Source organism: Streptomyces sp. NPDC045695, assembly GCF_056432025.1.
Genome location: NZ_JBWKJU010000001.1, coordinates 479,644 through 506,081, shown reverse-complemented (window position 1 = coordinate 506,081; position 26,438 = coordinate 479,644). Strand labels below are relative to the sequence as shown.

At 74.0% G+C, this 26,438-nt stretch carries 23 protein-coding genes; 11 read left to right on the top strand and 12 right to left on the bottom strand.

The features are described from left to right. Positions 1 to 40 precede the first annotated feature (40 nt). Together AC07DU_RS02280 and AC07DU_RS02275 are read left to right on the top strand one after the other, a co-directional pair. Positions 41 to 1,867, top strand: coding sequence for an RNA ligase family protein (locus AC07DU_RS02280; RefSeq protein ID WP_479109172.1), 1,827 nt, complete (start codon positions 41 to 43; stop codon positions 1,865 to 1,867). Then, complete coding sequence (locus tag AC07DU_RS02275) at positions 1,867 to 4,830, top strand: poly(A) polymerase (protein WP_479109170.1); 2,964 nt, start codon at positions 1,867 to 1,869, stop codon at positions 4,828 to 4,830. The genes AC07DU_RS02280 and AC07DU_RS02275 overlap by 1 nt, the downstream gene beginning before the upstream one ends. A 52-nt stretch (positions 4,831 to 4,882) precedes the next feature. Here the strand turns inward: AC07DU_RS02275 and AC07DU_RS02270 are convergent, their stop codons facing one another. After that, positions 4,883 to 5,800: an NADP-dependent oxidoreductase gene (locus tag AC07DU_RS02270; RefSeq protein ID WP_479030565.1), complete on the bottom strand. Its 918-nt coding sequence runs from the start codon at positions 5,798 to 5,800 to the stop codon at positions 4,883 to 4,885. 178 nt (positions 5,801 to 5,978) lie between these two features. After that, on the bottom strand, positions 5,979 to 7,055 hold the full coding sequence (locus tag AC07DU_RS02265) for an RNA ligase (ATP) (RefSeq protein ID WP_479109168.1): 1,077 nt from the start codon (positions 7,053 to 7,055) through the stop codon (positions 5,979 to 5,981). A gap of 190 nt (positions 7,056 to 7,245) precedes the next feature. Here AC07DU_RS02265 and AC07DU_RS02260 point away from each other — a divergent pair, with 190 nt between their 5' ends. Continuing rightward, positions 7,246 to 7,989: an SDR family oxidoreductase gene (locus tag AC07DU_RS02260; RefSeq protein WP_479109166.1), complete on the top strand. Its 744-nt coding sequence runs from the start codon at positions 7,246 to 7,248 to the stop codon at positions 7,987 to 7,989. Between the two features lie 26 nt (positions 7,990 to 8,015). Here AC07DU_RS02260 and AC07DU_RS02255 read toward each other — a convergent pair whose 3' ends face one another. Then, positions 8,016 to 8,753 carry a peptidoglycan-binding domain-containing protein gene (locus tag AC07DU_RS02255; protein ID WP_479109164.1) on the bottom strand — a complete coding sequence of 246 codons (738 nt, stop codon included), beginning with the start codon at positions 8,751 to 8,753 and terminating at the stop codon, positions 8,016 to 8,018. A gap of 202 nt (positions 8,754 to 8,955) precedes the next feature. Next, complete coding sequence (locus AC07DU_RS02250) at positions 8,956 to 10,230, bottom strand: MFS transporter (RefSeq protein WP_479109162.1); 1,275 nt, start codon at positions 10,228 to 10,230, stop codon at positions 8,956 to 8,958. Between the two features lie 219 nt (positions 10,231 to 10,449). On the opposite strand from AC07DU_RS02250, the gene AC07DU_RS02245 reads away from it, so the two are divergent. Both AC07DU_RS02245 and AC07DU_RS02240 read left to right on the top strand, forming a co-directional pair. Further along, entirely contained in the window at positions 10,450 to 10,881 is a 432-nt protein-coding gene (locus tag AC07DU_RS02245) for a hypothetical protein (RefSeq protein WP_479030406.1), read from the top strand. Between the two features lie 75 nt (positions 10,882 to 10,956). Next, complete coding sequence (locus AC07DU_RS02240; RefSeq protein ID WP_479030567.1) at positions 10,957 to 11,796, top strand: MerR family transcriptional regulator; 840 nt, start codon at positions 10,957 to 10,959, stop codon at positions 11,794 to 11,796. A gap of 74 nt (positions 11,797 to 11,870) precedes the next feature. On the opposite strand, the gene AC07DU_RS02235 is transcribed toward AC07DU_RS02240, so the two are convergent. Beyond that, positions 11,871 to 12,167 (bottom strand): hypothetical protein, encoded by a 297-nt coding sequence (locus AC07DU_RS02235; RefSeq protein ID WP_360889662.1) that lies wholly within the window; start codon positions 12,165 to 12,167, stop codon positions 11,871 to 11,873. A gap of 104 nt (positions 12,168 to 12,271) precedes the next feature. Here AC07DU_RS02235 and AC07DU_RS02230 point away from each other — a divergent pair, with 104 nt between their 5' ends. Then, entirely contained in the window at positions 12,272 to 12,748 is a 477-nt protein-coding gene (locus AC07DU_RS02230; RefSeq protein WP_479030409.1) for a hypothetical protein, read from the top strand. Positions 12,749 to 12,801: 53 nt separating this feature from the next. Here AC07DU_RS02230 and AC07DU_RS02225 read toward each other — a convergent pair whose 3' ends face one another. Continuing rightward, positions 12,802 to 13,764 (bottom strand): helix-turn-helix transcriptional regulator, encoded by a 963-nt coding sequence (locus tag AC07DU_RS02225; protein WP_360889659.1) that lies wholly within the window; start codon positions 13,762 to 13,764, stop codon positions 12,802 to 12,804. A gap of 106 nt (positions 13,765 to 13,870) precedes the next feature. Between AC07DU_RS02225 and AC07DU_RS02220 the strand changes: the two genes are divergently transcribed. After that, on the top strand, positions 13,871 to 14,347 hold the full coding sequence (locus tag AC07DU_RS02220) for a DUF3224 domain-containing protein (protein ID WP_479109159.1): 477 nt from the start codon (positions 13,871 to 13,873) through the stop codon (positions 14,345 to 14,347). 80 nt (positions 14,348 to 14,427) lie between these two features. On the opposite strand, the gene AC07DU_RS02215 is transcribed toward AC07DU_RS02220, so the two are convergent. After that, positions 14,428 to 17,160, bottom strand: coding sequence for a DNRLRE domain-containing protein (locus AC07DU_RS02215; RefSeq protein WP_479109157.1), 2,733 nt, complete (start codon positions 17,158 to 17,160; stop codon positions 14,428 to 14,430). Positions 17,161 to 17,531: 371 nt separating this feature from the next. On the opposite strand from AC07DU_RS02215, the gene AC07DU_RS02210 reads away from it, so the two are divergent. The 3 genes from AC07DU_RS02210 to AC07DU_RS02200 all read left to right on the top strand — a co-directional run bounded on the left by AC07DU_RS02210 (position 17,532) and on the right by AC07DU_RS02200 (position 19,171). Continuing rightward, positions 17,532 to 17,834, top strand: a complete 303-nt coding sequence (locus tag AC07DU_RS02210) for a hypothetical protein (RefSeq protein ID WP_360889650.1) — start codon at positions 17,532 to 17,534, stop codon at positions 17,832 to 17,834. A gap of 138 nt (positions 17,835 to 17,972) precedes the next feature. Beyond that, a complete protein-coding gene (locus AC07DU_RS02205) occupies positions 17,973 to 18,434 on the top strand; it encodes a Crp/Fnr family transcriptional regulator (RefSeq protein ID WP_360889647.1) in 462 nt (153 codons plus the stop codon). A 293-nt stretch (positions 18,435 to 18,727) separates the two neighbouring features. Continuing rightward, entirely contained in the window at positions 18,728 to 19,171 is a 444-nt protein-coding gene (locus AC07DU_RS02200; protein WP_479109155.1) for a subtilase-type protease inhibitor, read from the top strand. 120 nt (positions 19,172 to 19,291) lie between these two features. On the opposite strand, the gene AC07DU_RS02195 is transcribed toward AC07DU_RS02200, so the two are convergent. Together AC07DU_RS02195 and AC07DU_RS02190 are read right to left on the bottom strand one after the other, a co-directional pair. Then, positions 19,292 to 20,134 carry a GNAT family N-acetyltransferase gene (locus AC07DU_RS02195; RefSeq protein ID WP_479109153.1) on the bottom strand — a complete coding sequence of 281 codons (843 nt, stop codon included), beginning with the start codon at positions 20,132 to 20,134 and terminating at the stop codon, positions 19,292 to 19,294. 111 nt (positions 20,135 to 20,245) lie between these two features. Next, complete coding sequence (locus AC07DU_RS02190) at positions 20,246 to 20,656, bottom strand: hypothetical protein (protein ID WP_360889638.1); 411 nt, start codon at positions 20,654 to 20,656, stop codon at positions 20,246 to 20,248. Positions 20,657 to 20,819: 163 nt separating this feature from the next. Here AC07DU_RS02190 and AC07DU_RS02185 point away from each other — a divergent pair, with 163 nt between their 5' ends. Then, positions 20,820 to 21,557, top strand: a complete 738-nt coding sequence (locus AC07DU_RS02185; protein WP_479030427.1) for an SIR2 family NAD-dependent protein deacylase — start codon at positions 20,820 to 20,822, stop codon at positions 21,555 to 21,557. Between the two features lie 28 nt (positions 21,558 to 21,585). On the opposite strand, the gene AC07DU_RS02180 is transcribed toward AC07DU_RS02185, so the two are convergent. The 3 genes from AC07DU_RS02180 to AC07DU_RS02170 form a co-directional block, all read right to left on the bottom strand. Beyond that, on the bottom strand, positions 21,586 to 22,068 hold the full coding sequence (locus tag AC07DU_RS02180; protein WP_479109151.1) for a VOC family protein: 483 nt from the start codon (positions 22,066 to 22,068) through the stop codon (positions 21,586 to 21,588). Between the two features lie 126 nt (positions 22,069 to 22,194). Next, the gene (locus AC07DU_RS02175; protein ID WP_479109149.1) at positions 22,195 to 25,773 is read right to left on the bottom strand and encodes a bifunctional glycosyltransferase/CDP-glycerol:glycerophosphate glycerophosphotransferase; all 3,579 of its coding nucleotides are present in this window, start codon (positions 25,771 to 25,773) and stop codon (positions 22,195 to 22,197) included. Positions 25,774 to 25,995: 222 nt separating this feature from the next. Next, positions 25,996 to 26,370 (bottom strand): hypothetical protein, encoded by a 375-nt coding sequence (locus AC07DU_RS02170; RefSeq protein ID WP_360889628.1) that lies wholly within the window; start codon positions 26,368 to 26,370, stop codon positions 25,996 to 25,998. Positions 26,371 to 26,438: the final 68 nt, after the last annotated feature.

Here is a 26,438-nt window from a genome sequence, read left to right as displayed (position 1 = left end):
ACATTGACGAGGCCACCACGTCGTCGAGCAGGAGCGGATCATGCGCACCCACTATCCCCGCACGCCGCATCTGCCCTGGTCCCCCGGGGCGACCGCGGACGACGTCCGGGCGGCCGGGCTGACGGGGCTGGCCGGGCGCGAGGTCGTGGTGACCGAGAAGCTCGACGGGGAGAACACGACCCTGTACGCGGACGGCCTGCACGCGCGGTCGCCGGACTCGGCGCACCACCCCTCGCGAGCCTGGGTCAAGGGGCTCCAGGGCCGCATCGGTGCGCGGATACCGGCCGGCTGGCGGGTGTGCGGGGAGAACCTGTACGCCCGGCACTCGATCCCCTACGAGGACCTGGACAGCTGGTTCTACGGGTTCTCGGTGTGGGACGGCGAGCACTGCCTGGACTGGGACACGACCGTCCGTTTTCTGCGCGGCCTGGGGGTGCCCAGCCCGCGCGTGCTGTGGCGGGGCACCTTCGACGAACGCGCGCTGCGCAAGCTGAAGCTCGACACGGCGCGGCAGGAGGGGTACGTCGTACGGACGGTGGACGGGTTCGCCCGCCAGGACTTCGGGCGCTGCGTGGCCAAGTGGGTGCGGGGCGGCCACGTACAGACCGATACGCACTGGATGTTCGCCGCGGTCGTGGCGAACGGGCTCGGGCCGGGCGCTCCGTTGTGGGCGGTCCGGTCGGGGGCCGAGGCCGATGTGGGCGGGCTGTGCGCCGCGGTCGGGATGAGCGCGGACGATGCGGCCGCGGCAGCCGGTGCGGGAGAGGTCGCCGAGGTCGTCGCCCGGATGGCGGCGTGGGAGGGGACGGGGCGGACCGGGGAGGACCGGCTGGCCGGTGTGCTGGCCGCCGTGCTGCACCGCGCGCCGCGGGCCCGGATCACGGCCCGGCTCGCGGCGGGGCCGCTCGGGATGGAACTCGCGCGGCGGGTCGGCGACCTGGTGGGGCTCTACCCGTGCCTCCAGCGGCCGTTCCCCGACGAGGACCGGCGGGCCGGGCTGGTCCGCATGGCCGCCGCGGCCGATCTCGGGCTGCTGCACGCGCTCGCCGGAGCACTGGCCGACGGGCCGGGGGCGCGGGAGTGCGTGGAGTGGTCCGCGCTGTGGGCCGAGGAGGCGGGGCTGATCGGCGGCCCCGATCCGCTGGAGTCCCTGCGCGCCGCGCTGCGCGAGCCCCTCGCCGGGCTGGCGCCGGACGCGGCCGACCGGTGCTGGGCGGAGGCCCGGCGCGCGTTCGCGCAGGGCAGGATCGGGGGCGCGCTTCCCGGCCTGGGTCCCGGCGTCGGCTGCGGCGCCGCCGAGGAGGCGGTGGCGGCGACATGGCAGTGGCGTGAGGGAACGTTTCCCCGGCTGGTGCAGCTCAGCGGCCCCTCGGGCAGCGGGAAGAGCACCTTCGGACGCGGCCTGCCCGGCGTGGACGCGTACATCGCCCTTGACGACCTGCGCGCCGCCCGGGGTTCGCGCGCGGACCAGGGGGCCAACGCGGAGGTGCTGAGCGAGGGCCTGGACCGCCTCGACGCCGCCCTGGCCCGCGGTGGCACCGTGGTATGGGACGCCACCTCGCTGACCGACCAGCAGCGCGGCCTGGCCGGCGCGGTCGCGCGGCGCCGCGACGCGCTGGTCACGCACGCCGTACTGCTCGTCGACGAGGAGGAACTGCTGCGGCGCAACGCCGTGCGACCGCATCCGGTACCGCAGCAGGTGCTGGCCTCGCAGCTGCGCCGGTTCAGCCCTCCGTACGCCGGCCAGGCGCACCGGACGTGGTACATCGGTGCGGGCGGGACCGTCGAGGACACGGCGGGCGGCCTTGCGGGCGTCCACGCGGGCCGCCTCGCGGGCGGCCCGGCCACGGCACACGGGGAGCGTTGATGCGCACGAGTGAGGAGCTCTACCACCAGGTCCGCTGGGACCCGCGGTTCGATCCGGCCCGGTTCGTGCTCGGGCTGCTGCAGCGCGGGGCCGCACCCAAGCGGATCCCGCTCGCGTCCTTCGTCCCCGGCGGTGACATCCCCTGGCACCGGGTCCTGTTCGTCGAGGCGGACGGCGAGGTGGTGTGGGACCGGGCCACGGGCGTGGACCGGATCGATGTCAGCACCGCGGGCCGGGTCCGCGACCCGCGGCTGCTGCGGGCCCCGTTCTTCACCGCACGGACCCCGTACGCGTGGGACCCGGCGGGCGGCGGCGCCTGGCGGCCCGCTCAGGCCGCGCCCGGGAGCGCGGCGGCGGCCCCCGCCGAGGTCAGGCTGCTGACGTGGAACACGCTCTGGGACCGGTACGACGCCCCCCGCATCGCCACCGCCCGGCGCAGGCCGCTGCTGCTGGCCGAGCTGGCGGCCGCCGACGCCGATGTCATCGCGCTCCAGGAGGTCGAGCACGAGTTGCTCGGCATGCTGCTGGCGGCGCGGTGGGTGCGGGACGGGTACGCCCTCGGCACGGATCCGGAGGGCGGGGACGTCGCCGCGTGCGGGCTGCTGGTGCTGAGCCGGCTGCCGGTGCGCGAGGCGGGGATACACCTGCTCGGCCGCCACAAGGCGGTCACCGCCGTGACGGTGGACACCGCGGCCGGCCCCCTGGTCGTGGCCACCACCCACCTGACCAGCGACCACACCGAGAACGGGCACGCGCGCCGCGACACCGAACTGGCCCGGCTCGCGGAGGGGCTGGGCGCCGTCCAGGCCCAGGTGGCCCTGCTCGGCGACTTCAACGACGGCCGCCACGGGGCCGACGGGGACCAGGGGCCGGCGCACGCGCTGGGCATGCGGGACGCCTGGAGCGACGTACACGGGGCGGCGGACGACACGCCGACCTTCGATCCGGGGGCCAACCCGCTGGCCGCGGTGGGCTCGCTGTCGGGCCGGGCCGCCCGGCTGGACCGGATCCTGCTGGGGTCCACGGCGGCGCGCGTGACACGGGCGGCGCTGCGCGGCGACACTCCCGCCCCCGACGGGCTGTTCGCCTCCGACCACTACGGGGTGGAGGCGACGCTGGACTTCGGGGCGCGGGACGACGGGCCGGCGCGGCTCGACGTACCTGCCACGGCGCGCACGGCGGTGGCGTGGCTGCCCCCGCGGCTCCCGGCGGGAGCACGGGAGCTGCGGGAGGAACACGACCCGCAGGCCGGCCGGTGGCCCGCGCACGTGAACCTGCTCTTCGGCTTCGTGCCGGAGTCCTCCTTCGCCGAGGCCGTGCCGCTGCTCGCGGAAGCGGCCGCGGGGACACGGCCGTTCGACACCCGGCTGGAAGGGGTGCACAGCTTCGGGCACCGCGAGGAGGCCACCGTCTGGCTGGACCCGGCGGCTTCCGGCGACGCGCCGTGGCAGGAGCTCCGGCGCGCGCTGGTGGAGCGTTTCCCGGGGTGCGGCGGGCGCGCCGGGGACGCCGGCGGCGCCGGGGGCTACACCCCCCATCTGACGCTGGGGCGCAGCCGGGACCCGCAGCGCGCGGTGTACGCCTTCACCGCCCGGCTCGGCGGCGCGGTGTCCGCCCGGGTCGGGGAACTGGCCGTGCTCTCGCGGCGCGGGGACGGCCCGATGCGGGTCCGGGCGACGGTCGCGCTGGGGACGGGCGAGGTTCGCTGGGCTACGGAGGAGACCGCGCGGGTTCGCTGGGCTACGGAGGAGACCGCGCGGCCGGGCACCGGGCCCGGCATGGACCGGCTCGCAGCGTCGGTGGCCGATCGGGTGGCCCGGGCGCTGGGCGACGGGCTGGTGGAGGTCGCCGGATCGCGCCGCATGGGCTGCGCCCTGCCGGATGCGGACCTGGACCTGGTGGCGGCGCTGCCGGGCACGGCCGACCTCGCGGAGGTCCGGCAGCGGGTGGCGGCGGCGCTCCCGGAGGCCGAGCGGATCCGGGAGGTGACCGGCGCACGCGTGCCCGGGCTGCGGTTCCGGGTCGGGGCGTTGGACGTGGACCTGGTGGTGGTCGGCTGCGCGGCCCTGCAGCCGGGGCGGGCGCTCGCGCGGCGCTCCGAGCTGGGCGAGGCCGCGGCGGTCGCGCTGAGCGCGGTGAGCGACGCCGAGGCGGTACGGGATCACCTGCGCGGTGGCGTCGCATCGCATCCCGCGGGGGATTCCGTGGGGGATGCGGTGGGCGGCGGACATGCCGCGTTCGCCGGGCTGGCGCGGCAGGTGAAGGCCTGGGCGCGGGCCCGGGGGCTGGATTCGGCGCCGTTCGGCGGGCTGCCGGGGCTGGCCTGGGCGGTCCTCGCGGCGCGGACGGTCCAGGAGGCCGGCCCGCTGCCGCCCGACGCCCTGCTGCGGGAGTTCTTCGGCAGGTGGGCGGCCTGGGACTGGCGGGAGCCGGTCACGCTGGCCCCGGCGGCCCCCGCGGCACCGGGTACGGCGGCCGAGCCGGCTCCGGTCACGGTCCTCACCCCCTCCGAGCCGGTGCGCAGCTGCACGGCCCAGGTCGGCCCCGCCCTGCGCGACCTGCTGGTCCGGGAGCTGTACGGGGCGTGGGAGCTGCTGGAGGCCGGCCCGGGGAAAGGCGACTGGGCCCCGGCCGCGCCGCCGCTCCACCGGCGGCACGCCGCCTGGGCCGTGGTGACCGTAAGGGCCTCCACGCAGCAGGAGTTCGAGGAGGTCCTGGGACGGGTCCGGGGGCGGCTGCGAGCACTGCTCGGCCTCTTGGAGGAAGCCGGGGTCAAGGACGTGCACGCCTGGCCGCGCCCCTTCGAGTCCGGCCCCACCCTCGCCCGCTACGCCATCGGACTCGGCGCCGCCCCACCCGACCGCACCCACCTGGCCACCCTGGCCGCCCCCTGGCGGACGGGCCTCCCGGGCGCGGAGGTCACCTGGGCGGCATGCGGCGACGTGCCCGACCTACCGGGATGAGCCCGCGGGGACGGTGCAAGGCCGGGCCCCGGCGCGAGGCCCGGCCCGGAGGTCAGACCTCGATGATGATTTTGCCGGCCGTGTGGCCGCCCTGGCTCAGCTCGAAGGCTGCCGCGAGCTCCTCCAGGGGGAAGGTCCGGGCGACCGGGACCTTCAGCACCCCGCTGTCGGCGAGGCGGGCCAGGGCGGCCAGATCGGCGGCGACCGGGCGGACCCACATCCACTGGCCACCCGAGCCGAGCACGCTGGGATCCGCGATCGAGGCGTGCCGTCCGTCGTCGTGGAGCACTTCCCGGGTGACGCCCCCGACGCCGCCGACGAAGTCCGCGACGACGGTGGGCCCGTCGGGTACGAGGGCGCGGATGCGGTCGGCGAGTCCGTCGCCGTACTCGACGGGCTCGCCGCCCAGTTCGCGCACCCGCTCGTGGTTGCGCGCGGAGGCGGTGCCGATGACGCGGGCTCCCAGTGCGCTGGCGATCTGTACGCCCAGGGAGCCGACCCCGCCCGCGGCGCCGTGGATGAGGACGGTGTCCTCCTTGCCGGTTCCCAGGCGGGTCAGCAACTGGTAGGCGGTGAGTCCGACCAGCGGGAGTCCGGCGGCTTCGCCCCAGCTCAGGGAGGCGGGCTTGTGCGCGAGGGCGCGTACGGGCACGGTGACGAACTCGGCGAAGGTCCCGCCGTGCACGTAGTCCTTGCGGGCGTAGGCCATGACCTCGTCGCCCTCGGCGTACTCGGGGACGTCGAGGCCGCACCGCTCGACGGTGCCGGACACGTCCCAGCCCGGGACGACCGGGAAGACGACGTCCATCATGGAGTCGAGCCCGCCCGCCATGATCTTCCAGTCGACGGGGTTGACGGCGGCGCACTTCACCCGGACGAGGACCTCCCCGGGGCCGACCTTGGGCATCGGCAGCCGGATCGGGGAGAGCACCTCCGTCCCGCCGTACGTGTCGTACGCCATCGACCGCATGGTTTCCTGGCTGCTCCGGCCCGACTGGGACATGTACCCGACCTCTCCGCGTGCTGGTGGACCCCCGCCCCCACCCATCCCACCACGCATGCCGCGCCCGCCCCCCGAAGCGGGCCGGGCGCGTCGCGGTGTGGCGTGGCGTGGCACGGCGTGGCCGTGGTGGTCCTGGGCCGTGGGATCACTCGTACTCGGTGCCGCCCTTGCGGGTCAGGTACGCGGGGCTGACCGCCTTGGCTATGGCGCGGCCGCCCACGACCGGGCTGTAGCGCTCCGTCGCGGGGCGGATGACGACTCCCTCGCGCAGGTGCAGGCCCCGCCCCGACACGCTCTCGCGGCCGCTCGCCAGCTCCAGCACCGTGTCGAGCGCGTAGGGGCCCTCGTACAGCCGTGGCACCAGCGGGAGTTCGCCGTCCAGCAGCACGGCGGCCGGGTCCAGCCAGCGCACCTGACCGTCGATCTCGGCGGAGACGTCGAAGACGGCGTATCCGGGCGGGGTGTCGGCGGTGCGGACGTTCGTCCCGTACGTCAGGTCCTGGACGCCGGCGCCGTACACCTCGCCGAAGATCCCGACCCTGCTCGCACCGAGCCGGGCGGCCAGGGCCGCCGCGACGGTCGGCAGACCGTGGCCCCGTACCGCCCGCCAGTAGACGTTGCGCTCGTCCTCCTTGAGGGCCAGCCCCTTCGAACCGAATCCCTTGGAGGAGACGATGGCCCGCTCGCCGTGGACCACGTAGGTGAACAGGCAGGCCGTGCCGTGCAGTTTCTCGGTGAGGACGACCGGCTCGCCGGGCTCGAACAGGTGCGGGTAGCGCTGGAGGTTCTCGATGTCGACCCACGGCATCAAGTCGGCTGCGGCTTCGACCTCGCCGTTCATGGTCGTTGGGACGGGCGGGGACCATTTGGTGATGCCGAGCGACTCGGCGAAGTCCCTGCCCTCCTCGGCCGCCTGCACCAGGTCGACGTCGGCGAGGGCGCGCGGCCTGCACACCAGCCCCTGCGAGAGCTCGCCGCGCAGCCGGACCGCCTTGACCCGGTCGGCGGAGCCGCCCGCGAGCCGCCCGGTCAGACCCAGCTCCTCGATCAGCTCGGGTGGCAGCACGGCCTGTTCGGGTATGTAGAGCGCGAAGTCACCGGTGCGGTAGGCGCCCTTGGCGATCACGGCGCGGTAGAGGCCCACTTGCGCGAGCTCCAAGGCGTTGGCGTTGGGATGCTCGTGGACGGTCAGCTCTTCGACGGTGACGCGGAGGGTGGACATGTGACGGCTCCTCGGATCGGGCGGACATGACGGCCGCTGCCACCTTCCGTCCTCCCATTTCCGCTGGTCCAGCGGATTTCACGGTGTTAGCCTGCCGCGCCGCACAGTTCACGCACCACCCACCGCGCACCACCCACCACACACCACCCACCGCGCACGACCCACCACACACCCCGCCCAGGAGGCTGCCATGTCACGTCGTCCGGTCACCGTCGTCACCGGCGGCAGCAGGGGCATCGGTGCGGCCACCTGTCTGCGCCTGGCCGCCGACGGGCACGATCTGGCACTGAACTACGCCCGCGACGCGGCGGCCGCCGAGGCCGTGGCCGAGCGCGTACGGGCGACCGGGGCCAGCTGTGTGACCGTACGCGGGGACACCTCCGAGGAGTCCGCCGTCGAGCACCTCTTCGACGTCGCCGGCGCCGAGCTCGGCACGGTGACCGGCCTGGTGAACAACGCCGGGGTGACGGGGCCGCTGGGCCGGCTCGCCGACGCCCGGACCGAGGATCTGCGACGGGTGGTCGAGGTGAACCTCCTCGGGTACCTGCTGTGCTGCCGCCGCGGCGCCCGGGACATGGCGCGGGCCGGCGGCGGGGCGATCGTCAACGTCTCCTCCGCGGCTGCGACCCTCGGCAGCCCCGGGGACTACGTGCACTACGCGGCGACCAAGGCGGCCGCCGACGCCCTGACCGTCGGGCTCTCCAAGGAGCTCGGCCCGGACGGCATCCGGGTCAACGCCGTGGCGCCCGGCATCATCGAGACCGACATGCACGCGACGATGGGCGACCCGGGCCGCCCGGCCCGGGCCGCGGCCGGGATCCCGCTCGGGCGGCCCGGCCGGCCGGAGGAGATCGCCGGCGCGATCGCCTGGCTGCTGTCCCCGGACGCCTCGTACACGACGGGCACCGTGCTGCGGGTCTCCGGCGGCCGCTGATCGCCCCCGCCCAGCTGCCCGTCCGTCTATTCCAGGGCCGCCTGCGTGGCCGGGCCGTAGACGCCAGGGGGGTCGCCCTTGATGGACCGGTCGCGCTGGAGCTGGCTGACACCGCGCTTGGTCTGGCTGTCGAAGACGCCGGTGACGGAGACGTACGTGAACCCCTGCCCGTAGAGCATCTCCTGCAGGGCGCGCACCTCGGGGCCGCGGTCCCCCATCCGCAGGGTCGTGAAGGCGGCCGACGGCCGCGCGGCCGGCGTGCTCGGTTTGGGGGACGGGGTCGCGGGCGTGCCCGACGGCGCCGAGGGCGAGGCCGACGGCGTGCCGGACCGTACGGTCGCCCGGGGAGTGGGCTCCTCGCCGGCGCCCGGGCTGCGGGCGGGGAGCGCGGGCACGGACAGCCCGGTCGCCCGTTCGGGCCGGTCGGGCTCGGGCTCGGGGTCGCTCAGCACGGGCACCAGGACGCCGACCGCGGCCAGGCCGAGCAGGGTGAGCACGGTCAGCGGCAGCCGGCTGCCGCCGCGACGGCCGCGGCCGCCTTCCGCGTCCACGCCGTCGCGAGCGGTGGCGCGGGCCGGAGCCGGAGCCGAAGCCGGGGCCGGGGCAGCCCTCCAGGCCGGCGCGGGGCCGGGGAAGGCGGAGGGCCCGCTCTGCGGCCAGTCGGGCTCCGCCGCGGCAGACGGTGGGCCCGAATGGGCGAAGTACGGGCGTACGAGCAGGCGGTCGTCGGGGACGATCCCGCTCTCATCAGGGTCCTGGGACATGGGGTCTCCCGGCGGGGACGGGAGCCGGCGCGCCGGTGTGGCGCCTGCTCCCACCGGGCCGGTCAGGCTCTGCGTCGCCGGGCGAGCGACGAGGGGACGGATATCAACATCTGGTGCATCTCCGGAGTGCGGCTCAAGCAGTGATTCTTGATCGGCGCACTCTTGCCCTCCGGAACGGGCCAGGTCAAGCCTGCCATCCGATCTATCCCCGTACGTCCGGTCTGTCGAGGACGTCGGGGCGGCGGCGGACCGAGGCGGCCCGGACCGTGCAGGCCGCCAGGAGCATCAGGACGGCGCCTCCGAGCGGGGCGGCGGCCACGGAGATGCCGTCGACCGCCAGACCGCCGCTCAGGGCGCCCGCCGCTATGGCGAGGTTGAACAGGGCCACCATCAGCGAGGAGGCGGCCTCGGAGGCGGCCGGAGCCGCCTTGATCATCCAACTCTGGAGGCTCACCGACACCCCGCCGTAGGCGAGCCCCCAGGCGAGCAGCAGGGTGGTCCCGGCGACCGCTCCCGGTAGGACGGCGATGAGCGCGAGGATCACGGTGAGGGTGGCGCTGACCGCGAACAGGGTCCGCTGGGCGTCACGCGCCCCGGCGAGGAAGTTGCCCGCGACGCCGGCCGCTCCGTAGCCCAGCAGGAGCGTGCTGACGTACCGGGCGTCGATGCCCGAGACGTCGTGGAGGATCGGCCGGACGAAGGTGTAGGCGGCGAACTGACCGGTCACCACGAGGAAGGTGACGATCACGCCCGCGCGGACCACGCCGTTCTCGCGGAGCAGGGCGGGCAGTTCGGGAAAGGTGATGTGCCGGGTCGGCGGCAGCGGGGGCAGCAGCAGGAGCAGGGCCGTCAGCGTGACGAGACCGAGGGCGCCGACCGCCGCGAAGGCGGTGCGCCAGCTGCCGAGCTCGCCGAGCAGGGTCCCCGTGGGGACGCCGAGCACGGAGGCCGTGGGGACGCCGCCGAAGACCAGCGCGGTGGCCCGGCCGACGTGGTGCTCGGGCACGAGGCGTACGGCGAGCCCGCCGGCGATGGCCCAGAACCCGCCGACGGCGACTCCCACGAGCAGGCGGGCCGCGAGGAGGAGGGCGAAGTGCGGGGCGAGGGCGGCGGCGAGGTTGGCGACGGCCATCAGGGCGATCAGCACGCACAGGACGTGCCGGCGGTCGAGCCGGCCGGCACCGACGGTGACGAGCGGCGCGCAGACACCGGCGACCAGCCCGGGCACGGTGACCATCAGCCCCGCGGTCCCGTCGGAGACCCCCAGCTCGGCGCCCACGGCGGTGAGCAGACCGACGGGCAGCAGCTCGGAGGTGATCAGGCAGAAGATCCCGAGCGCGACGGCGCAGACGGCAGCCCAGCCCTTCCACGCCGCCGGTGCTCGGCCGGGTGCGGATGCGGGGGGCGGCCCGGATGCGGTGGGCGTCCCGGATTCGGAGGGCGGCGTGGGGTTGCCGGGCGCGGCGGCCGAGGTCATGGAACGGCACTCCGTACGAACGGTGTCGACAGGGGGACACGGGGACAGGACAGAGGACAGGACAGGACGCAGTTCGGGGCCGGAGGTCGCGCCTCCCCCGGCACCCGCACTGCCGTGCCAATTTCCCACACGCCCCGTACGCGCCCCGGCCCGGGCCGGTGTCACCCGGACGCGTGAGGGGCGGACCGGACCGCCCGGCCCGTAGGGCAAGGTGGTCGGATGCAGTTACGCCGGGCCGTGCCCCTGTCCCTCGTCGTGCTCCTCGCGAGCGCCGGCTGCGTCCGCGTCGGCCCGCAGGACCCGGCCCCGGAGCCCGTACGGGGTCCGCTACCGCCCGTCGGCGCTCCCGAGGTCCCCTCTCCCCCGGCGCTGCCGCTGGGGAAGCTGCCCGCGCCCGCCGGGCCCGGTCCCGAGTCGGCTCCGGAGGCGGACCAGGAGCCGGACAGCGACCCCCTCCGCGACGCGTCTCGCGACCGGGCCCGCGCCAAGCCGGTGGCGCCGCCGCGGCGTGCGCGCGTACCGGGTCACGCCTCCGGGCGGCCGCACCGGCGGGCGGCCCCGACACCCCCCATGGACGAACTGTGCGCGGCCGCGGACGGAGTCGTCCCGCCCTCGATCGTCGACCTGTGCCTGCGGCAGTACGGCCGCTGACCCGCAGCCTCTCTCCGGTCGCCCGGTGCGAAGCTTGACCCTCCCCCTGTGTCAGACCTTGTAGTGGAGAGCGTCATGTTCACCATCGGAGACTTCGCCAGACACGGCCGGGTGTCGGTCCGCATGCTGCGTCACTACGACGCCCTCGGACTACTGCGGCCGGCCCGTGTCGACCCGTTCACCGGCTACCGCTTCTACGAGGCCGGGCAACTCGCCCGCCTCAACCGTGTCATCGCGCTCAAGGAACTCGGCTTCAGCCTCGACCAGGTGGCCACGATCCTCGACGAGCGGCTCGGCGCGCAGGAGTTGCGCGGCATGCTGCGGCTGCGCCGGGCGGAACTGGAAACCGCCCTGGCCGCCGCGGCGGCCCGGCTGGTTCAGGTCGAGGCGAGGCTCCGGACCATCGAGAACGAGGGAACCATGCCTGCCGACGACATCGTGCTGAAGAGCCTTCCGCCCGTCCGTCTCGCCGAGCTGACCGGGACGGCCGGAAGTTACGAGCCCCGGGACGTCAGCCCGGTCATCGGTCCGCTCTACGACGAGCTGTGCCGCCGCATCGAGGAGGCCGGGGTGGTCCCGACCGGCCCCGGCATCGCCTCCTACGAGGACGCACCCGGCGCGGAGCCCGGCGCGGCGGTACTCGTGCGCGCCGGGCTGCCGGTGGCGGCCTCGGTCCGCGCCGAGGACCTCGGCGGCGCTGTACGCATCGTCACGCTGCCCGCGGTGGAGCGGGCCGCGACCGTGGTGCACCGCGGCTCCATGGACGGCGTACTGCCCACGGCGCAGGCCCTCGCTCGGTGGATCGACGCTCACGGTCACCGCTCGGTCGGCTACGTGCGCGAGCTGACCCTGGCCTGCCCGGAGGACCCGGACCAGTGGGTCACCGAGCTCCAGCAGCCCCTCTCCGTCGACTGAGGCTCGACTGGGGCACGGACGGGAGGGGACGGCGCGAGGGGCGCGGCACCTGGGGGCCGAGACGGGCCGAGACCCTAAGCGCCGCGCCCGCACACCGCGGCGCACCGCCGGGCCGAGTCACGGCGGGCGGCGCGCAGTCGGCGCACCGTGCTGTGGCCGCGCCGCTTCCACTCGCCCCGCGGCAGCGCGGCCCGCTGGCCGCCGCCCGCGATCAGCGCGTTGACCGGGGTCATCGGGTCGGCGGCCAGCGCCTTGGCGAGCAGGACGCCGACCACGAGCGGGACCAGAGCCACGGCCAGGGCCGAACCGGCGGTGGTCACGTGCTGCATGCGCGGGCGCGGTGTCGCGCTGCGGGGGGCGTCGGAAGTCATGGCCCCATTCGACCAGGGGCGGCGCCGCGGGGAATCGGGGCGGATACTCAGGCCGTTGGGCGCAAGGTACCCAGACGGGCACACGAGGTACGGGGTGGTGGTGCGTGGTGACGGAACCCGGGCAGGGCTTCGAGGCGGCGACCGGCGACGGCCCGGCCGCGCCGTCCGGCCACCGGGAGGCGGAGCTGCGCACGGCGTACGAGGGGCTGTTGCAGATCCGCCGCCTGGTCAACGGCCGGGCGGGTACGGCAGTTCCCGCGCCGTGGGAAGTGCGGCAGCTGCCGCGCGCGGTGGCCCTCGTACTGGAGGCGGCGGGGTTCACGCCGTCGGCTGTGGACGCGCAGGGGCGGCGTACGCGGACGGGGTACCGGGTGGCTGCCGGTCCGGAGCCCGGGCGCGTGCAGGTCACGTGGGTCGGGCCCGCGGGCGGCGGCGCGGCCGGGGAGGAGCAGGAGCGGCTGACGGCCTGCGCGGCCGTGCTGGAGGGGCTGGGGTGGGTGTGCCTTGTGTACCGGGGGCCGCGCCGGCGCCGCTTCCTGGAGGTGGAACCCCCGCCGCCCGGCGGTGCGGACCGGCCGTAGCCGCCGAGGCGGGGAGACCCGCCGTACGCGCCATCGGCTCGCCGTCGCGCGCCTCAGCCGTACCGCCGGGCCAGCGCGGTCACCGTCTCGGCGAGCGCGCGGCGCAGTGCGGGCGGTCCGAGCACCTCGGCTTCCGCTCCCAGCCGGAGCAGGTCGCCGACCGCCACGGCCTCGGTCTCGACGGGGAGCCGCAGCCGTACCCAGCCGTCCGCGTCGGGCGGGCCGGCTTCGGCGAGGGCGCGGGTGCCCGCCGCCCCGAACTGCATCGGCAGCAGCCGCTGTCCGCGCGGTGACAGGCGCAGCTCGGCGGTGTGCTGGAGGAGGGCGGCGTCCAGGCGGGCGGTGGACTCCTGCCAGTGGGCGGCGAGTTGGAATCCGGCGGGCCGCTCGAAACCGTGCTCCGCGGTGTCCACGGCCAGGAACCGGGAGACGCGGTAGGTGCGTACGGAGTCCTCGGCGCCGGCCACGAGGTACCAGATGCCGCCCTTGAGGACGAGCCCGAGCGGATGCAGTTCCCGCCGCACCTCGCCGCGCCAGCGGCGGTAGTGGACGTGCAGGACGCGCTGGTCCCAGACGGCCTGGGCGATGCGCGCGAGGTGCGGGACGGGGTCGGCGTCCCGGAACCAGGCGGGTGCGTCGAGGTGGAAGCGGTCCTGGATCTGCCGGGCCCGTCCGGCGAGTGCGGCGGGGAGCGCGGCCTGGAGCTTCAGCTGGGCGGCGGCCAGGTCCGCGCCGAGGCCGAGCTCCTGCGCGGGTCCGGGGGCGCCGGCCAGGAAGAGGGAGCCGGCCTGGGTGTCGGTGAGACCGGTGAGGCGGGTGCGGTAGCCGTCGGCCAGCCGGTAGCCGCCCGCCGGGCCCCGGTCGGCGAGGACGGGGACTCCGCTGGCGCCGAGGGCGTCGAGGTCCCGGTAGACCGTGCGGACGGAGACCTCCAGCTCGGCGGCGAGCTCGGGCGCGGTCATCCGGCCCCGGTTCTGCAGCAGGAGGAGCAGGGAGAGGAGGCGGTCGGCGCGCATGGCGTCCATTGTCCCCGCATACCTGACAGAAGGTGTCAGGTACGGCTGACAGTCTGAGGGCACGCCGGGGGGAACAGCCCGTCCCGGCGGACCGAAAGGACCCTGCATGCCCACGCCGACGCCCACGCCGCCCGCCCTGGACACGCCCACGGCCACGCCCACCCCCGCTCCCGTGGAGACCCGCGGCTCCTTCACCTTCACCGACTGGCAGGAGCAGCCCGTCGGGCCGGCGGACGTCCGCCCTCGGCTCGCCCACGCCTGCGTCACCAACGCCTTCACCGGAGGGATCGTGGCGGCCGCGACCTCCTGCGACTACACGCTGGCCTACACCGCGCAGAGCGCCGGCACCTACACCGGCATGGAGCTGCTGTCCGGCAGCGTCGACGGCCGCGAGGGCACCTTCGTCCTGGAGGAACGGGGCAGCTTCGACGCGGACGGCACCCGCTGCCGCTTCGAGGTGGTCCCCGGCTCCGCCACCGGTGAGCTGGCCGGGCTGACGGGCTCCGGGGGGTTCACCTTCCGCCACGGGGACACGGAGGTCGCTTACACCTTCACCTACGCACTGGGCGCGGGCCAGGCCTGAGGGATCACGCACGAGGGGCGCGGACCGGACGGCCGCGCCCCCGTACTCGGGTCGCTCCCTGGTGAGGGTCGCCCGTCAGGTCACGGGGTGCCGAAGGTCAGCGTCAGCTGCGGCGTCCCCTCGTTGGCCTGCGCCTCGGAGGACCAGAGCCACAGGGCGTCCGTACCGGTGCTGCTGAGCGCCAGGCTGTAGCTGCCGCCCAGCGCCGCCGCGACGGTCGCGGTGGTCAGCCCGGTGGTGTGCACCGCCGAACCGTCCGGGATCCCCGCGAAGGCGCCGAGCGCCGGACCTCCCAGCGCGGGGCGGTTGTCGTAGGTGGTACCGCCCTCGCTCCACGGTCCGGTGACGGGGACGACGGAGACGGTGTCCGTCGTACCGGCGCCGCTCATCGTGCTCGTCTTGACGCCGAGCACGGCCGACTTCAGCACCGTGCCCGCGGGCGCGGCGGGCAGGTCGAAGCGCAGGTAGCTCGCGTAGAACGAGGTGCCGCGCACCGCGAGGGAGCCCGAGGTGCCGTAATTGGTGCCGGGGGCGCCCGCGTTGGCGTAGGTGTCCTCGGCCGCGGTCACCTGGACCACCGAGTCGGCCGGGGCGGTGGCGAGCGCGTAGTGGTTCTGTACCTGCGCCGCGCTCAGGACGGTCGGGTAGACGGCGCTCTCGTCGAGCCGGCCCGCCCAGTACTCGCTCGTGGGGCGGTCGGGCCAGCCGCCGAGGCTGTCGCCGCCGGCGTGCCAGTAGCCGGAGAAGTTCTCGTGCGTGGTGACGTTCAGGGTGCCCTTCTGGGCGCCGTCCACGTAGAGGGTCATACCGCCGGGTCCCTGCGTGGCGACGGCGTGGTGCCACTGGTTGTCGTTGTAGGCGCCGCTGGTGGTGAGGGTGCGCGTGGCTCCGGTGTAGACGCCGTAGACCAGTCGGCCGTCGTTGGTCATGTAGAGGTGTTTGTCGTACTGATTGCTGCCGCGCGCCTGGTTGCTTCCGAAGCCGAAGAGTTTGCCGCCGCGGGTGGTGTCCGTCCTGAACCAGGTCTCGATGCTGTAGGCGCTGCCCACCGTCTGGCGCGTGTCCCCGTACACCTGGATGTCCGTGCCGTTGAAGCCGATGGCCGTGCTCGCGCCGGAGACGGCGCCGGGGCTCTGGCGCAGGGCGGGGGCGCCCAGGTGCACGCCGCTCCGGTTGCCGCCGGCCGAGGAGTCGGCGACGAAGGGCAGGGCCGACTCGTCGTAGCGCCAGTACTGCTGGGCTCCGTCGGCGCGCACCTGGTTCGGGTAGGCGTCGACCTTCGTCGGGACCGTGACGCTCGCCGTCGCGGACAGGGCGCTGGTGTTGCCGGCCGCGTCGGTGGCCGTGACCCGGTAGGTGTAGGTCTGGCCCGCCGTGACCGTGGTGTCGGTCCACGAGGCCTGCGGGCGCTTGAAGAACAGCGAGTCGGCGCTGACGGTGGCGAGGGGGGTGGCCGCGCCGCCCCGGTAGATCCTGTAGGTCAGCGTGCTGTCGTCCGGGTCGAGGCTGGTGCGCCAGCGCACCTGGACCTCGCCGGGCCTGAAGCTGACCGCGCTCGCCACGGGAACGGTCGGCGCGCCGGTGTCCCCGGTGGAGGCGAACCGCGTCAGGCTCTGCTGGGCCCCGCCGTTGACTGTGGTGAACTCGCCGCCGACCCAGAGGTACTGGACGCCGCCCTTGGAGCCTACGGTCATCACGCGCGGGCCGATGCCCTCGCCGATGCCGTCGTTGGTGTCGGGCGTCCAGCCGAGCTTGCCGGTGCCGCTGGTCGGCTGGGCGAGCAGGTGGTGGCGCTGGCCGTCGGGGAACTCGCCGACGCTGGAGCAGTCGTGTGCGTGCGAGGCGCTGTAGAGCACGCTCTGGTACGGCAGTACGGCCTGGGTGGCGCCGAGGCAGGTGTCGCGCCAGCGCTGCCCGAAGTCGTCGAGGTCGAGCGCGATCCGGCCGTCGAAGACACCGCCGCCCGTCCCCTCGTTGGCGGTGTAGAAGCCGGTCGCGTCGGTCGCGATGTCCTTGACGACGGAGTTGGTCTCGATGAAGCCGGGGTAGGACCGGGTGAGCGCACCGCTCGTCGCGTTCACGACGGCCAGCGCGTGCGTGTGCGTACCGTTGACGGTGAAGAAGTCGCCGCCGAGGACCACGCTGTTGCCGTCGGGGGTGACCTCGACGGCGCGCCCGGGCTCGTCGGCGTTGGCGGTGAAGGGCTTGAGCGCGCCGTCGGTCGCGTCGACGGCGGCGAAGCGTTCGCGCGGCTGGCCGGCGACGCTGAGGAAGTCGCCGCCCGCGTAGACGGTGTCGCCGGTGACGGCCAGGGCGCGGACGGTGGCGGCGAAGGCCGGGCGGAAGGCCGTCTTGACCGTGCAGCTCGCCACGTCGACGGCGGCCAGGCTGGAGACGGCGGTGCCGTTGACGGCGCCGAAGTAGCCGCCGGCGTACAGGGTCGTCTTGTCCGGGGAGAGGGCGAGCGCGCGGACGGTGGCGGTGCCGGAGGCGACGGTGAAGGAGAGCTTGCAGGAGGTCGGGGCGCCGGTCGCGGCGTCCAGCGCCACGAAGTTCACGGCCGGCTGCTCGCCGCCGGCGCCGCCCTCGGGCGGGCGCACGGTGGAGAAGGTGCCGCCGGCGAAGATCTGGCCGCCCGCCTCGGCGAGGGCCCAGACGACGCCGTTGGGCTGCCAGGTGGGCAGCGGATCCGCGGTGAAGGCGACGGGCGGCGTGACGGCCGCCGCGTCCGGGACGGGACCGAGGCCGATCATGGCGCCGGTTCCGGCCAGGGACAGGGCGAGAGCGGCCGCCGGTCCTCTGGTTCTACGCATGGACCCCCCAGTTCGGTGTGCGGTGCGGCCGCACGCGCGGCCGGCCGAGTCATGGCCGGAAACCGCCGAACAGCCGTCCGCGGCCATGCGTACGGGCGCACACTAGGACGGATCACCGGTCGTTTCATGCCACTTGACGCATCGGATGCCAAATCGAGCCCGGCCCGCGCGGACCCGCTGGCGCCGCGTGGGGCCCCGGCAGGGCGGCGCGTTCTGTTGTCACCGCCCGGTTTTCACCCCCGGTTTTCACCGCCCGGTTTTCACCCCCTCACCGGGGCCACCCTGGCGAAACGGCCCCGCGCGGGGCCGCGCCCCTCTACCGTGCCCTGAGGTGATGGGCACGAGGGGCACGGCACCGGAGGGCGGGGCGGATGAACGAAGAGGAAGACGTGCGGCTGGCGGGGATGACCCCGGAGATCTCACGCCGCACCCTCACCATGCTGCGCGGCCTCACGGGCCTCGAACCGCCCGAGCAGGTCCCCGAGGAGGCCATGCTCGTCGCCGACGCGATCCTCGCGGAGCACGGCACGGACGGGCTGCGGGTGCTGGTGATGACCCTCGCCTCCTGGGCGACGGCCCAGATCGAGAACGTCGCCGAGCTGAGCGGGCGCAGCCACGAGGCGGTGCTGGACGCGATGGAGCTGGCCTGCCTGGAGGCGAACGCCGAGGAGTAGACCGGGTCCGGCTGCCGCCGGACCCGCCCCGGGACAGGGCCGCGGAAGAATCACGGCCCGGCCCGGCCGGGATCCGGCGGGCGTCAGCGACACTGGGGAGAGCAGGAGCGTCGCGGGGGGTCATGATCGGAGGCCGTCGTGAGCACACCTTCCCCCATCCGGATCGCCGCCGTCCTGTCCGCGGAGCACCGTGGACGGCTGATGGCGCAGGCCCGCGAGGTGAATTTCCCCGAGAACGCGCGGATCTTCGAAGAGGGCAAGCGGGCGGTGTCCTTCTGGATCGTGCGCTCCGGCACGGTGACCCTTGAGGTCCCCGTGGCAGGCCGCAGGCCCGCGACCGTGGAGAACCTCGGCCCCGGAGAGCTGGTGGGCTGGTCCTGGCTGTTCCCGCCGTACGTGTGGCAGCTCAGCGCGGAGGCGATGACGCCGGTGCGCGCCTACGAGTTCGACGCCGGGGCCGTACGGATGCTCATGGACGCCGATCCCGCCTTCGGGTCCGCGGTCGGACACTGGGTCGGGCGCGTCCTCGCCCTGCGGCTCCAGCAGACCCGCACCCGGTTGCTGGAGCTGTACGCCCCGCGCCTGAGCGCGGCGGGTTAGGCGGCCGCACGAGCTGTGGCCCGCTCCCCCCGGTAAGGGGGCGGGCCCCGCAGGCGTGCTCCGGGCGTGGCGGTACGGCAGCCGTCACGCAGGTTTCGGGGAGGTCTCCCGGTCGGTGTTCGGCCGATTCGGCTGCCCGCTCCCCCACAGGTCAGCCCCACGCCCATCGCTGCTGTCTGCACTCATTCGTACACGATCCGTGACGAGAAATCGCGGTGCGAACGGGCGTTCGCGCTCCGCTTGGGCAAGACTCTGTCCGCTATCCGAAACGACAACCCAAGGGAGTGTTCGCAATGCGGTCCATCACCAGGGGTCTCGGGCTCGGTACCGCCGCCATGGCGCTCACCGCGCTCACCGCGCTGACCTGGCCCGGCACGGCCGGCGCCGCCCCGGCCGGTACGGCGAGCCTGTACACGCCGTCCTCGCTCGTGCTCGGCGTGACGGCCGGGCCGGACGCGGCCACCGGTAGGGTGCTGCGCGCGGTGACGCTCGTCTGCGCGCCGAAGCCCGGCGGAACGCACCCGAACCCGGCCGCGGCCTGCGCCGAATTACGCGCCAGCGGCTCCCAGTTGGACGAGCTCGCCCAGCCGACCTCCGACGCCGTGTGCACCAGGGAGTGGAACCCGATGACGGTGACGGCCGACGGAGTGTGGCAGGGCCGACGGCTCAGCTACACGTACACCTTCGCCAACCCGTGCGGCCTGTGGAACAGCACGGGCGTGCTGTTCGACTTCTGACCCCACGCGCTCCGGCGGGCCGGGCGGCGCCGTGCGGCCGCCGTCCGGCTCACGGGGTCGCCGGCACCGGGCGTGAGGGCGCGCCGGGCCGGCGGACCCTCTTCAGCCGATTCAGCCGATTCAGCCGAGTTCGAGACTGGTCACCCCGAAGAGCTCGCGGAGCGCGAGCCGGGGGGCCGGGCCGGTGTACATCCGGGCGGTCTCGAAGGTCGGGACCAGGCCCAGGCCCTCGCACAGTGCCGTGGCTTCCGGGTTCGCGTCCGGTACGTCCAGGGCCACCAGGCCGCCGGGCGCGTGCTGCGCGAGGCGGCGCAGCAGGGCGGCCGCCACCTGCGGGGTGGCCGCGTACAGCGGGCCGATCCGGTGGGCGGCGCTGGACGGGCGGACCACCCCGAGGCCCTCGACCCGGCCGTCGCGGACGGCGGCCAGCGCCGTGCGGCCCGGCAGCCCGGTCCAGGCGGCCAGGAAGGCGTCCCGCGACTCGGGGAAGAACTGCCGGTCGTAGGCGGCGAGCACGCCGAAGGGCAGGAAGGTCGCGTCCACGATCTCGGCCTCACCGTCGCACTCCCCCTGCGGGGCGCCCTCGTAACGGATGTTGTTCCAGGCTGGCAGGAATCCGGACTTGCGGTAGTTGTTCTGCTGGGCGACGACCCCGTCCAGGCCGACGAGGCGCCCGTCGAGCCGCTGCATCGCGGCACGCCAGAGCTGCATGCCGTACCCCTGTCCGCGCACGTCCGGCCGGGCGATGTAGAAGCCGATGAACCCGAAACCGTCGCCGTAGCGCACGGCGGAGATGCACGCCACGGGTTCGCCGCCCCGCCGGCCGACGAGGAAGCCCTCCGGGTCGGCGACCACGAAGGCGAAGCGGTCCGAGTCGCCCGGGTTCCAGCCCTCCTCCTCGGCCCAGGAGCGGATCAGGCCCATGTCGGCTGCGCTCGCACCGGTGATCTCGAAGGTTGCCATGACCGGTGTTGTATCAGACGACCGGAAGCCGGAGGGGGGCCGGCAACGAACGTGACGGACCGTCATATCAGGCGTCAGCGAGACGGGATGGGGCCGGGCGTGTGTTTACGGTCAGCCCGCGCAGATCACGTCGTCCAGCCGGATGGGGTGCGAGTCGAGGCGTACGTACGCGGTGAAGGTGTCGGTCTCACCCGAGGCCCAGTGCGTGGTCACGGTCGCCCAGCCGACCGCGGCGGTCTGCGCGACCGTGACCGGGCCGACGCCGATGCGCTGCGGTTCGTTCTGGGCGCAGAGCAGGACGTCGGTGTCCGCGTTCTCCCGCTGTCTGTCCTTGAGGACGTCGGAGACGAAGTGCTGCCGGGCGTGCGGGGAGGGGCCGTGGTCACCGTAGAAGTGGGTGAGGAAACGGCTGATCTGGTCGGCGCTGTGGCCGCCCGCCGCGAGGGCGGGGGCGGGCGACATGACCGGCAGCGCGAGCACGGTCAGCAGGAGGGCGCCGAGGCTGTGCAGCTTGAGCATCATGCCGGACTTGTACCCGCCTGGCCCGTTCCTCGGGAGGGCCCGGCCCGGATCTCACTCCTGTGGGGGGCGCGATTCATCACTGAAACGGCCCTCCCGCGCCCCCCGCGGCGGGGGCGCTGAAATACGGTCGCGGGCGCGCGCCGCCCGTACGTAGGGTCGATGCATGGGAAAACCGCTTGTCGCCGTGTTCACCGGGGCCGGGATGTCCACCGACTCCGGCATTCCGGACTACCGGGGACCGCAGGGCCTGTGGCGCCGGGATCCCGACGCCGAGAAGCTCGTGACGTACGAGTACTACATGGCCGATCCGGAGATCCGGCGCCGGTCCTGGCTGATGCGGGCCGAGCTCGGCGCGCTGGACCCGCGCCCGAACGCCGCGCACCTGGCCGTGGCCGAGTTGGAGCGCGGCGGCACCCCGGTACGGGTCATCACCCAGAACGTGGACGGGCTGCACCAGCTCGCCGGGATGCCCGCCCGCAAGGTGTTCGAGCTGCACGGCAGCGCCCGGTCCGTGGTGTGCACCGCCTGTCACGCCCGGTCCGGCATGGACGAGGCGCTGGCCCGGGTCGCCGCCGGGGAGCCGGATCCCGCCTGCCTGGAATGCGGCGGGATCCTCAAGTCGGCGACCGTCATGTTCGGCCAGCGGCTCGACCCCGGCGTACTGGGACAGGCGATGGCCGTGGCCAAGGCGTGCCAGGTCTTCATCGCCGTGGGATCGACCTTGCAGGTCCAGCCCGCCGCCTCCCTGGCCGGGATGGCGGCGGAGGCCGGGGCCAGGCTGATCATCGTGAACGATCAGGAGACCCCGTACGACCCGCTCGCCGACGAGGTCGTCCGCGAGCCGATCGGGACGGCCCTTCCGGCGCTCCTGGCCAGGATCGCGGCCGATCCGCGCGACTAGGTGGTAGGGGCTGTCGGGGGGCGAGCCGTCAGGCCGCGTCGGCCGCCCGGCGCATTTGTGCCACGTCCAGCTTCTTCATCTTCATCATCGCGGCCGTGGCCCGTGCGGCCCGCCCCGGGTCCGGGTCGCTGAGCAGGTCGATGGCGCCGGGAGGGATGACCTGCCAGGACACCCCGAACTTGTCCTTGACCCAGCCACAGGCCGACTCCTCGCCTCCGTCCTTGGTCAGCGCGTCGTAGTAGTAGTCCGCCTCGGACTCGTCCGCGCAGTGGATCTGGAAGGAGATCGCCTCGGTGAAGCGGAACTGCGGTCCGCCGTTGAGGCCGACGAACTTCTGCCCGTTGATCTCGAACTCGACGACCATCACCGAGCCCACCGGCCCGGGGCCTGCGTCCGTGTAGCGGCCGATCCGGCCGAGCTTGCCGTCCTTGAACACCGACAGGTAGTGGTCGGCCGCCTCTTCCGCATTGCCGTCGAACCACAGACACGTGGTGAATCCGTTGCCGCTCATCTCTGCCTCCGGGCCGGGTGTGGGGACGGCGGTTGCCGTTCCTCACATACAGACCGGCCCCGGGCCCGAAATTCATCGGTGGGCCCGGGGCCGGTTCGTGTTCCGCCCGTGATTCGCTCGTACGGCCTACTTCGCGGGCTCGGCGCCCATGGCGAGCATGCGGTCGACGACGCGCGCGGTGGCGCCGCCGTCGTCCAGGTCGCAGAACTCGGCGCGGAACGCCGCCCGCGCCTCGGCGTACCGCGCACCGACCTCGTCCACGTCGCGCACGGCCTCGATCAGGGCGGCCGAGTCCGCGATCAGCGGTCCGGGCGCCTTCTCCTCCAGGTCGAAGTTGAAGCCGCGCAGCGTGCCGCGGTAGTGCTCCAGGTCGTACGTGAAGAGCAGGATCGGCCGGTCGGTCAGCGCGAAGTCGAAGATCGCGGAGGAGTAGTCCGAGATCAGCACGTCGGCGACGAGCAGCAGGTCGGCGGCGTCGGGCCAGCGGGACACGTCGACGACGAAGCCGTCGCGGACCCCGTCGCGGACCTGCTCGGTCACGTGGTGGTGGCCGCGGATCAGCAGGACGTGGTCCTCGCCCAGCTCGCGGCGGGCCCGGTCCAGGTCGATCCGCAGGTCGAGCTTGTAGCCGCCCGACCAGCCCTCGCAGTTCTCGCGCCAGGTGGGCATGTAGAGGACGACCTTCTTGCCCTCGGGCAGGCCGAGCCGCCGCCGGACCTCCGCGATCCGCTGCGCGTCGGGCCGTACGAGCGCGTCCGTACGCGGGCTGCCGGCCTCGATGACCTCGCCGTCGTAGCCGAGGGCGCGCTTGAGGAGGGGCGTGGCGTAGGAGCTCGGGGAGGCCAGCAGGGACCACTGGGCGCTGTCGTGCGCCAGCCCCTCCAGGATCTCCGGGCTCGTGTAGTAGTCGTGCACGAAGTCGTGGCCGATCTGCTTGATCGGCGTGCCGTGCCACGTCTGGACGACGACCTGGCCGCTGCGGCGCTCGAAGCGCTGCGGCACGTTGTCGTTGGTGACGTAGTAGCGGGCGCGGGCCAGCACCTCCCAGGACTCCACGCTGCCGTACTGCACGGCGCGCGCCGTCGACGGGACCTCGGTGCGTCCGTCGCGGACCAGCCAGATGTGCTCCAGCTTCTCGCCGCGGCGCACCAGCTCCTCGTGGATGGCGCGGGGCGAGTCGCCGGCGCCGTGTCCCTGGAAGGTGTCGTAGACGACCATGTCCTTGACCGGCAGGGCGCGCTGCGCCGGGTAGGTCTCGAAGCGGGCGACGCGCTGGGCGTAGTGGGAGCGGTCGTGCGGGCTGATCATCGGGTCGGCGACCAGCACCATGCGGTCGTGGAAGCGGGTCTCGACCCGCATCCGGCGGCCCAGCGTGGTGAAGGCGTGCGGTCCCGCGAAGAGCAGGCCGGGGCTCATCTGCACGGGGGCGCCGCGGTCGACGCCGAGCAGGCCCGCGGTGGTCCCGCCCTGGGCGACCGGGCGCAGCGTGGGCCACCAGCGGCCCTCGGGGAGCGTGGTGCGGCCGGCGTACGCCTCGGGCAGCACCGGCGCGAAGGTGGACTCGAAGCGGTCGCCGTCGCGGGTGACGGGGTAGCTGAACTCCGCGCCGTGCGCGTTGTGCAGGACCAGCTCGTACGGCTCGTCGGTCGGCGCGACGAAGCGGCCCCGCAGGCTCAGGGTGCCGTCCTGCGCGGAGACCTCGTCGATCAGCGGCGGCGAGGGCTGGACGGAGAGGGTGAGGTGTCCGGTGGTGCCGCGCTTGGCGAAGAGGGCGCGGTCCGCGTCGTCACCGGGCAGGCGCAGGACCAGGCCGTCGAAGCCGCCGCGCTCGTCGTGGGCCAGGCGGTGCTCGGTGCCGTCGGCGCCGAGCACGGACAGGCTCCACGGTTCGGGGGTCCACTCGCCGGGCTCGCACGGGGCGTCCGGTACGGCGGCCAGCTCGGCCAGCGGTACGCGGGCGCTGAACGGGATCCTGCCGGCCTCGGCCGCGCCGGTCTCCAGCGGGAAGGCGAGGGTGGTGCCGGTGGTGACGTGCACGGCCCGCAGTGCGGTGGCGGCGCCGACCTCGGCGGAGAGTTCGCCGGTGATCTCGACGGCGTCGTCACCGGCGGGGCGGGCGTCCAGCGCGCGGGCGCGGGCGATCTCCACCTGGATGGTGAGGGCGCCGGCCACGGCCGGGATGATCCGGACGTCGGGGGCCACCCAGTGGGGGGGCGGGTTCTGGCCGGTGTCGTGCTCGCCGCCCCTGAGGCGGGCGCGGTGCAGGCCGCCGGCTCCGGTGACGGCGATGGACGTGGTCCATATGCCCTCGTGCCACTTGCCGCCCGACTGGAAGATCGAGGGGTCGACGACGGCGGTGAAGCCGGCCCAGTCGGCGTGCCGCAGGGCGAGGTGCGGGGACTTCACGGTGGCCATGGGGGAGGCGACGGTGCGCGCGCTGACCACGGAGCGGCGGCGCTTGCCGCCCTCGCGGAAGACCAGCATCTTGCGCGAGCCGAGGCGGCTCTCCGCACCGAGGTGCCCGGGGAGGGCGTAGCCGCGCAGCAGCAGCTTGCCGTCGGCCCAGGCCGCCTGCTCCAGGCGGCTGACGACCCGGCGCTCGCGCGGGCCGAGGGTGAGGATCTTGGCGGGGACCGGCGGGCGGCCGTGCAGGAAGGGGTAGTCCGCCTGCGGGCGGGCGAGGCCCTTGACCGGCACGCTGTAGTGGTAGTCGCGCTGGTGGTTCTGGAGCGCGATGAAGTCCTCGACGCGGCCTTCGCCGGCCAGGTACGCCTTGAGGCGGTCGGCGACGGTCAGGTCGGGCCAGGGGCCGGTGCCGATCTCCCGGATGAGGCCGCCGACCTCCTTGACGAACGCGGCGCGGAACTCCGGGCCGCCCTCACCGACGTACTTGTAGATGAGCGGGAGTTCTTCGCTCAGCACGTTGTAGTCGTAGTCGCGCAGGTAGCGGGCGTACTTGGTGCCCTGCTTGGCCTTGAGGGACTCGCGCACCAGGCGCACGGAGGTGACCCGGTCGATGAGGGAGACCGGGTCGGTGGAGCGCTGGGTGATCGAGCGCTCGCCGGTCTCGCGGACACGCCAGTGGTAGACGCAGTCGCTGATGATGTCGACGCTGGAGGCGAAGTAGTGCGCGGGGATGCTGACCGGGGCGTCCTCGTAGAGGATGCCCTCCGGGTACTGGAAGCCGTGCTCGTCCCAGAAGGTGCGCCGGTAGACCTTGTTCCAGGCGGTGCGGTCGGTGACCAGCGCGGGGAACTCGGAGATGTGGGTCTTCAGCCGGGTCTTGGCGAAGGCCGCCCGGTGACCCCACGACTGCTGCATGCCGACGGAGCGGAAACGCTTCACGTTGCCGCCGGCGAAGTCCGAGCCCGTCTCGTCGAGCGCTTCGATGAGCCGCTGGTAGGCGTAGTCCGGCATGGTGTCGTCACTGTCGACGAACGCGAGGTACTCGCTGTCCTTGTCGGCGTGACGGGCGCCCACGTTGCGGGCGGCGCCGAGACCGGCGTTGTCCTGCATGACGACGCGGAACCGCTTGTCCCGGGCGGCGAAGGCCTTGGCGAGGACGGCGCTGTTGTCCGTGGACCCGTCGTCCACGAGGATGACCTCGAAGTCCTCGAAGGTCTGAGCGGCGATGGATTCCAGGCACTCGTCGAGGTAGAGCTCGACGTTGTAGACGGGGACGACGATGCTCAGGCGCGGGGGCATGGGTGGCGGTATCTCCAGCGTTTTATGCTTTATCGATGATCAGCTGCTCACAGCATCTTACTCTGTAACAGAGTCATAAAGTCCGCCCATATGGGGCATACGTAGCTGATCGCCGGGGCGGACGGCAAAGAATTCAGCCGCCCGCCACCTCGACGATGCGGTTCGACGCGGTTCGACGCGGTTCGACCGCCGGCCGGACCCCGCAGGCCGGCCGGTGGTCTCTCAGATTTCCAGCTCGGCTTCGATCTTCTTCAGCTGATGACGGGCCATCGCGAGGTTGGACCGCTTCTTGTCGAGGGCGAGGTAGAGGAAGAAGCCCGCCGATCCGCGCCCCTTGAGCAGGCGGATCAGGTGGTACTGGCCACCGAGGGTGATCAGGATGTCCTCGATCTCGTCCTTGATCCCGAGCATTTCCATCGTGCGGACCTTGGCGCGCACCACGTCCGTGTTGCCCGCGGCGGCGACCGCGAGGTCGAGGTCCTTGCCTCCGCCCACGGTGCCGAGGGCCATGCCACTGCCGTAGTCCACCAGGGCCGCGCCGAGCGCGCCCTCGATGGTGGTGGTGGCTTCCTTGAGTGCGGTCTCCACATTGACCATGAGTTGTTCCTCTTTCTCGTTTCGCTGGAGCTGGCTGTGCCTGGCGGTGGACGGAGGGGGAGCAGGAG

Excerpts from the sequence above, each read along its gene's own strand:
- AC07DU_RS02225 (WP_360889659.1), bottom strand. The coding sequence starts at position 13,764 with ATGCGCGCCGACCGCCTCCTCTCCCTGCTCCTCCTGCTGCAGAACCGG.
- AC07DU_RS02195 (WP_479109153.1), bottom strand. The coding sequence starts at position 20,134 with ATGGCAACCTTCGAGATCACCGGTGCGAGCGCAGCCGACATGGGCCTG.
- AC07DU_RS02235 (WP_360889662.1), bottom strand. The coding sequence starts at position 12,167 with ATGACTTCCGACGCCCCCCGCAGCGCGACACCGCGCCCGCGCATGCAG.
- AC07DU_RS02240 (WP_479030567.1), top strand. The coding sequence starts at position 10,957 with ATGTTCACCATCGGAGACTTCGCCAGACACGGCCGGGTGTCGGTCCGC.
- AC07DU_RS02275 (WP_479109170.1), top strand. The coding sequence starts at position 1,867 with ATGCGCACGAGTGAGGAGCTCTACCACCAGGTCCGCTGGGACCCGCGG.
- AC07DU_RS02190 (WP_360889638.1), bottom strand. The coding sequence starts at position 20,656 with ATGATGCTCAAGCTGCACAGCCTCGGCGCCCTCCTGCTGACCGTGCTC.
- AC07DU_RS02255 (WP_479109164.1), bottom strand. The coding sequence starts at position 8,753 with ATGTCCCAGGACCCTGATGAGAGCGGGATCGTCCCCGACGACCGCCTG.
- AC07DU_RS02265 (WP_479109168.1), bottom strand. The coding sequence starts at position 7,055 with ATGTCCACCCTCCGCGTCACCGTCGAAGAGCTGACCGTCCACGAGCAT.
- AC07DU_RS02200 (WP_479109155.1), top strand. The coding sequence starts at position 18,728 with ATGCGGTCCATCACCAGGGGTCTCGGGCTCGGTACCGCCGCCATGGCG.
- AC07DU_RS02215 (WP_479109157.1), bottom strand. The coding sequence starts at position 17,160 with ATGCGTAGAACCAGAGGACCGGCGGCCGCTCTCGCCCTGTCCCTGGCC.
- AC07DU_RS02220 (WP_479109159.1), top strand. The coding sequence starts at position 13,871 with ATGCCCACGCCGACGCCCACGCCGCCCGCCCTGGACACGCCCACGGCC.
- AC07DU_RS02175 (WP_479109149.1), bottom strand. The coding sequence starts at position 25,773 with ATGCCCCCGCGCCTGAGCATCGTCGTCCCCGTCTACAACGTCGAGCTC.
- AC07DU_RS02280 (WP_479109172.1), top strand. The coding sequence starts at position 41 with ATGCGCACCCACTATCCCCGCACGCCGCATCTGCCCTGGTCCCCCGGG.
- AC07DU_RS02185 (WP_479030427.1), top strand. The coding sequence starts at position 20,820 with ATGGGAAAACCGCTTGTCGCCGTGTTCACCGGGGCCGGGATGTCCACC.
- AC07DU_RS02245 (WP_479030406.1), top strand. The coding sequence starts at position 10,450 with ATGCAGTTACGCCGGGCCGTGCCCCTGTCCCTCGTCGTGCTCCTCGCG.
- AC07DU_RS02170 (WP_360889628.1), bottom strand. The coding sequence starts at position 26,370 with ATGGTCAATGTGGAGACCGCACTCAAGGAAGCCACCACCACCATCGAG.
- AC07DU_RS02250 (WP_479109162.1), bottom strand. The coding sequence starts at position 10,230 with ATGACCTCGGCCGCCGCGCCCGGCAACCCCACGCCGCCCTCCGAATCC.
- AC07DU_RS02210 (WP_360889650.1), top strand. The coding sequence starts at position 17,532 with ATGAACGAAGAGGAAGACGTGCGGCTGGCGGGGATGACCCCGGAGATC.
- AC07DU_RS02180 (WP_479109151.1), bottom strand. The coding sequence starts at position 22,068 with ATGAGCGGCAACGGATTCACCACGTGTCTGTGGTTCGACGGCAATGCG.
- AC07DU_RS02270 (WP_479030565.1), bottom strand. The coding sequence starts at position 5,800 with ATGCGGTCGATGGCGTACGACACGTACGGCGGGACGGAGGTGCTCTCC.
- AC07DU_RS02260 (WP_479109166.1), top strand. The coding sequence starts at position 7,246 with ATGTCACGTCGTCCGGTCACCGTCGTCACCGGCGGCAGCAGGGGCATC.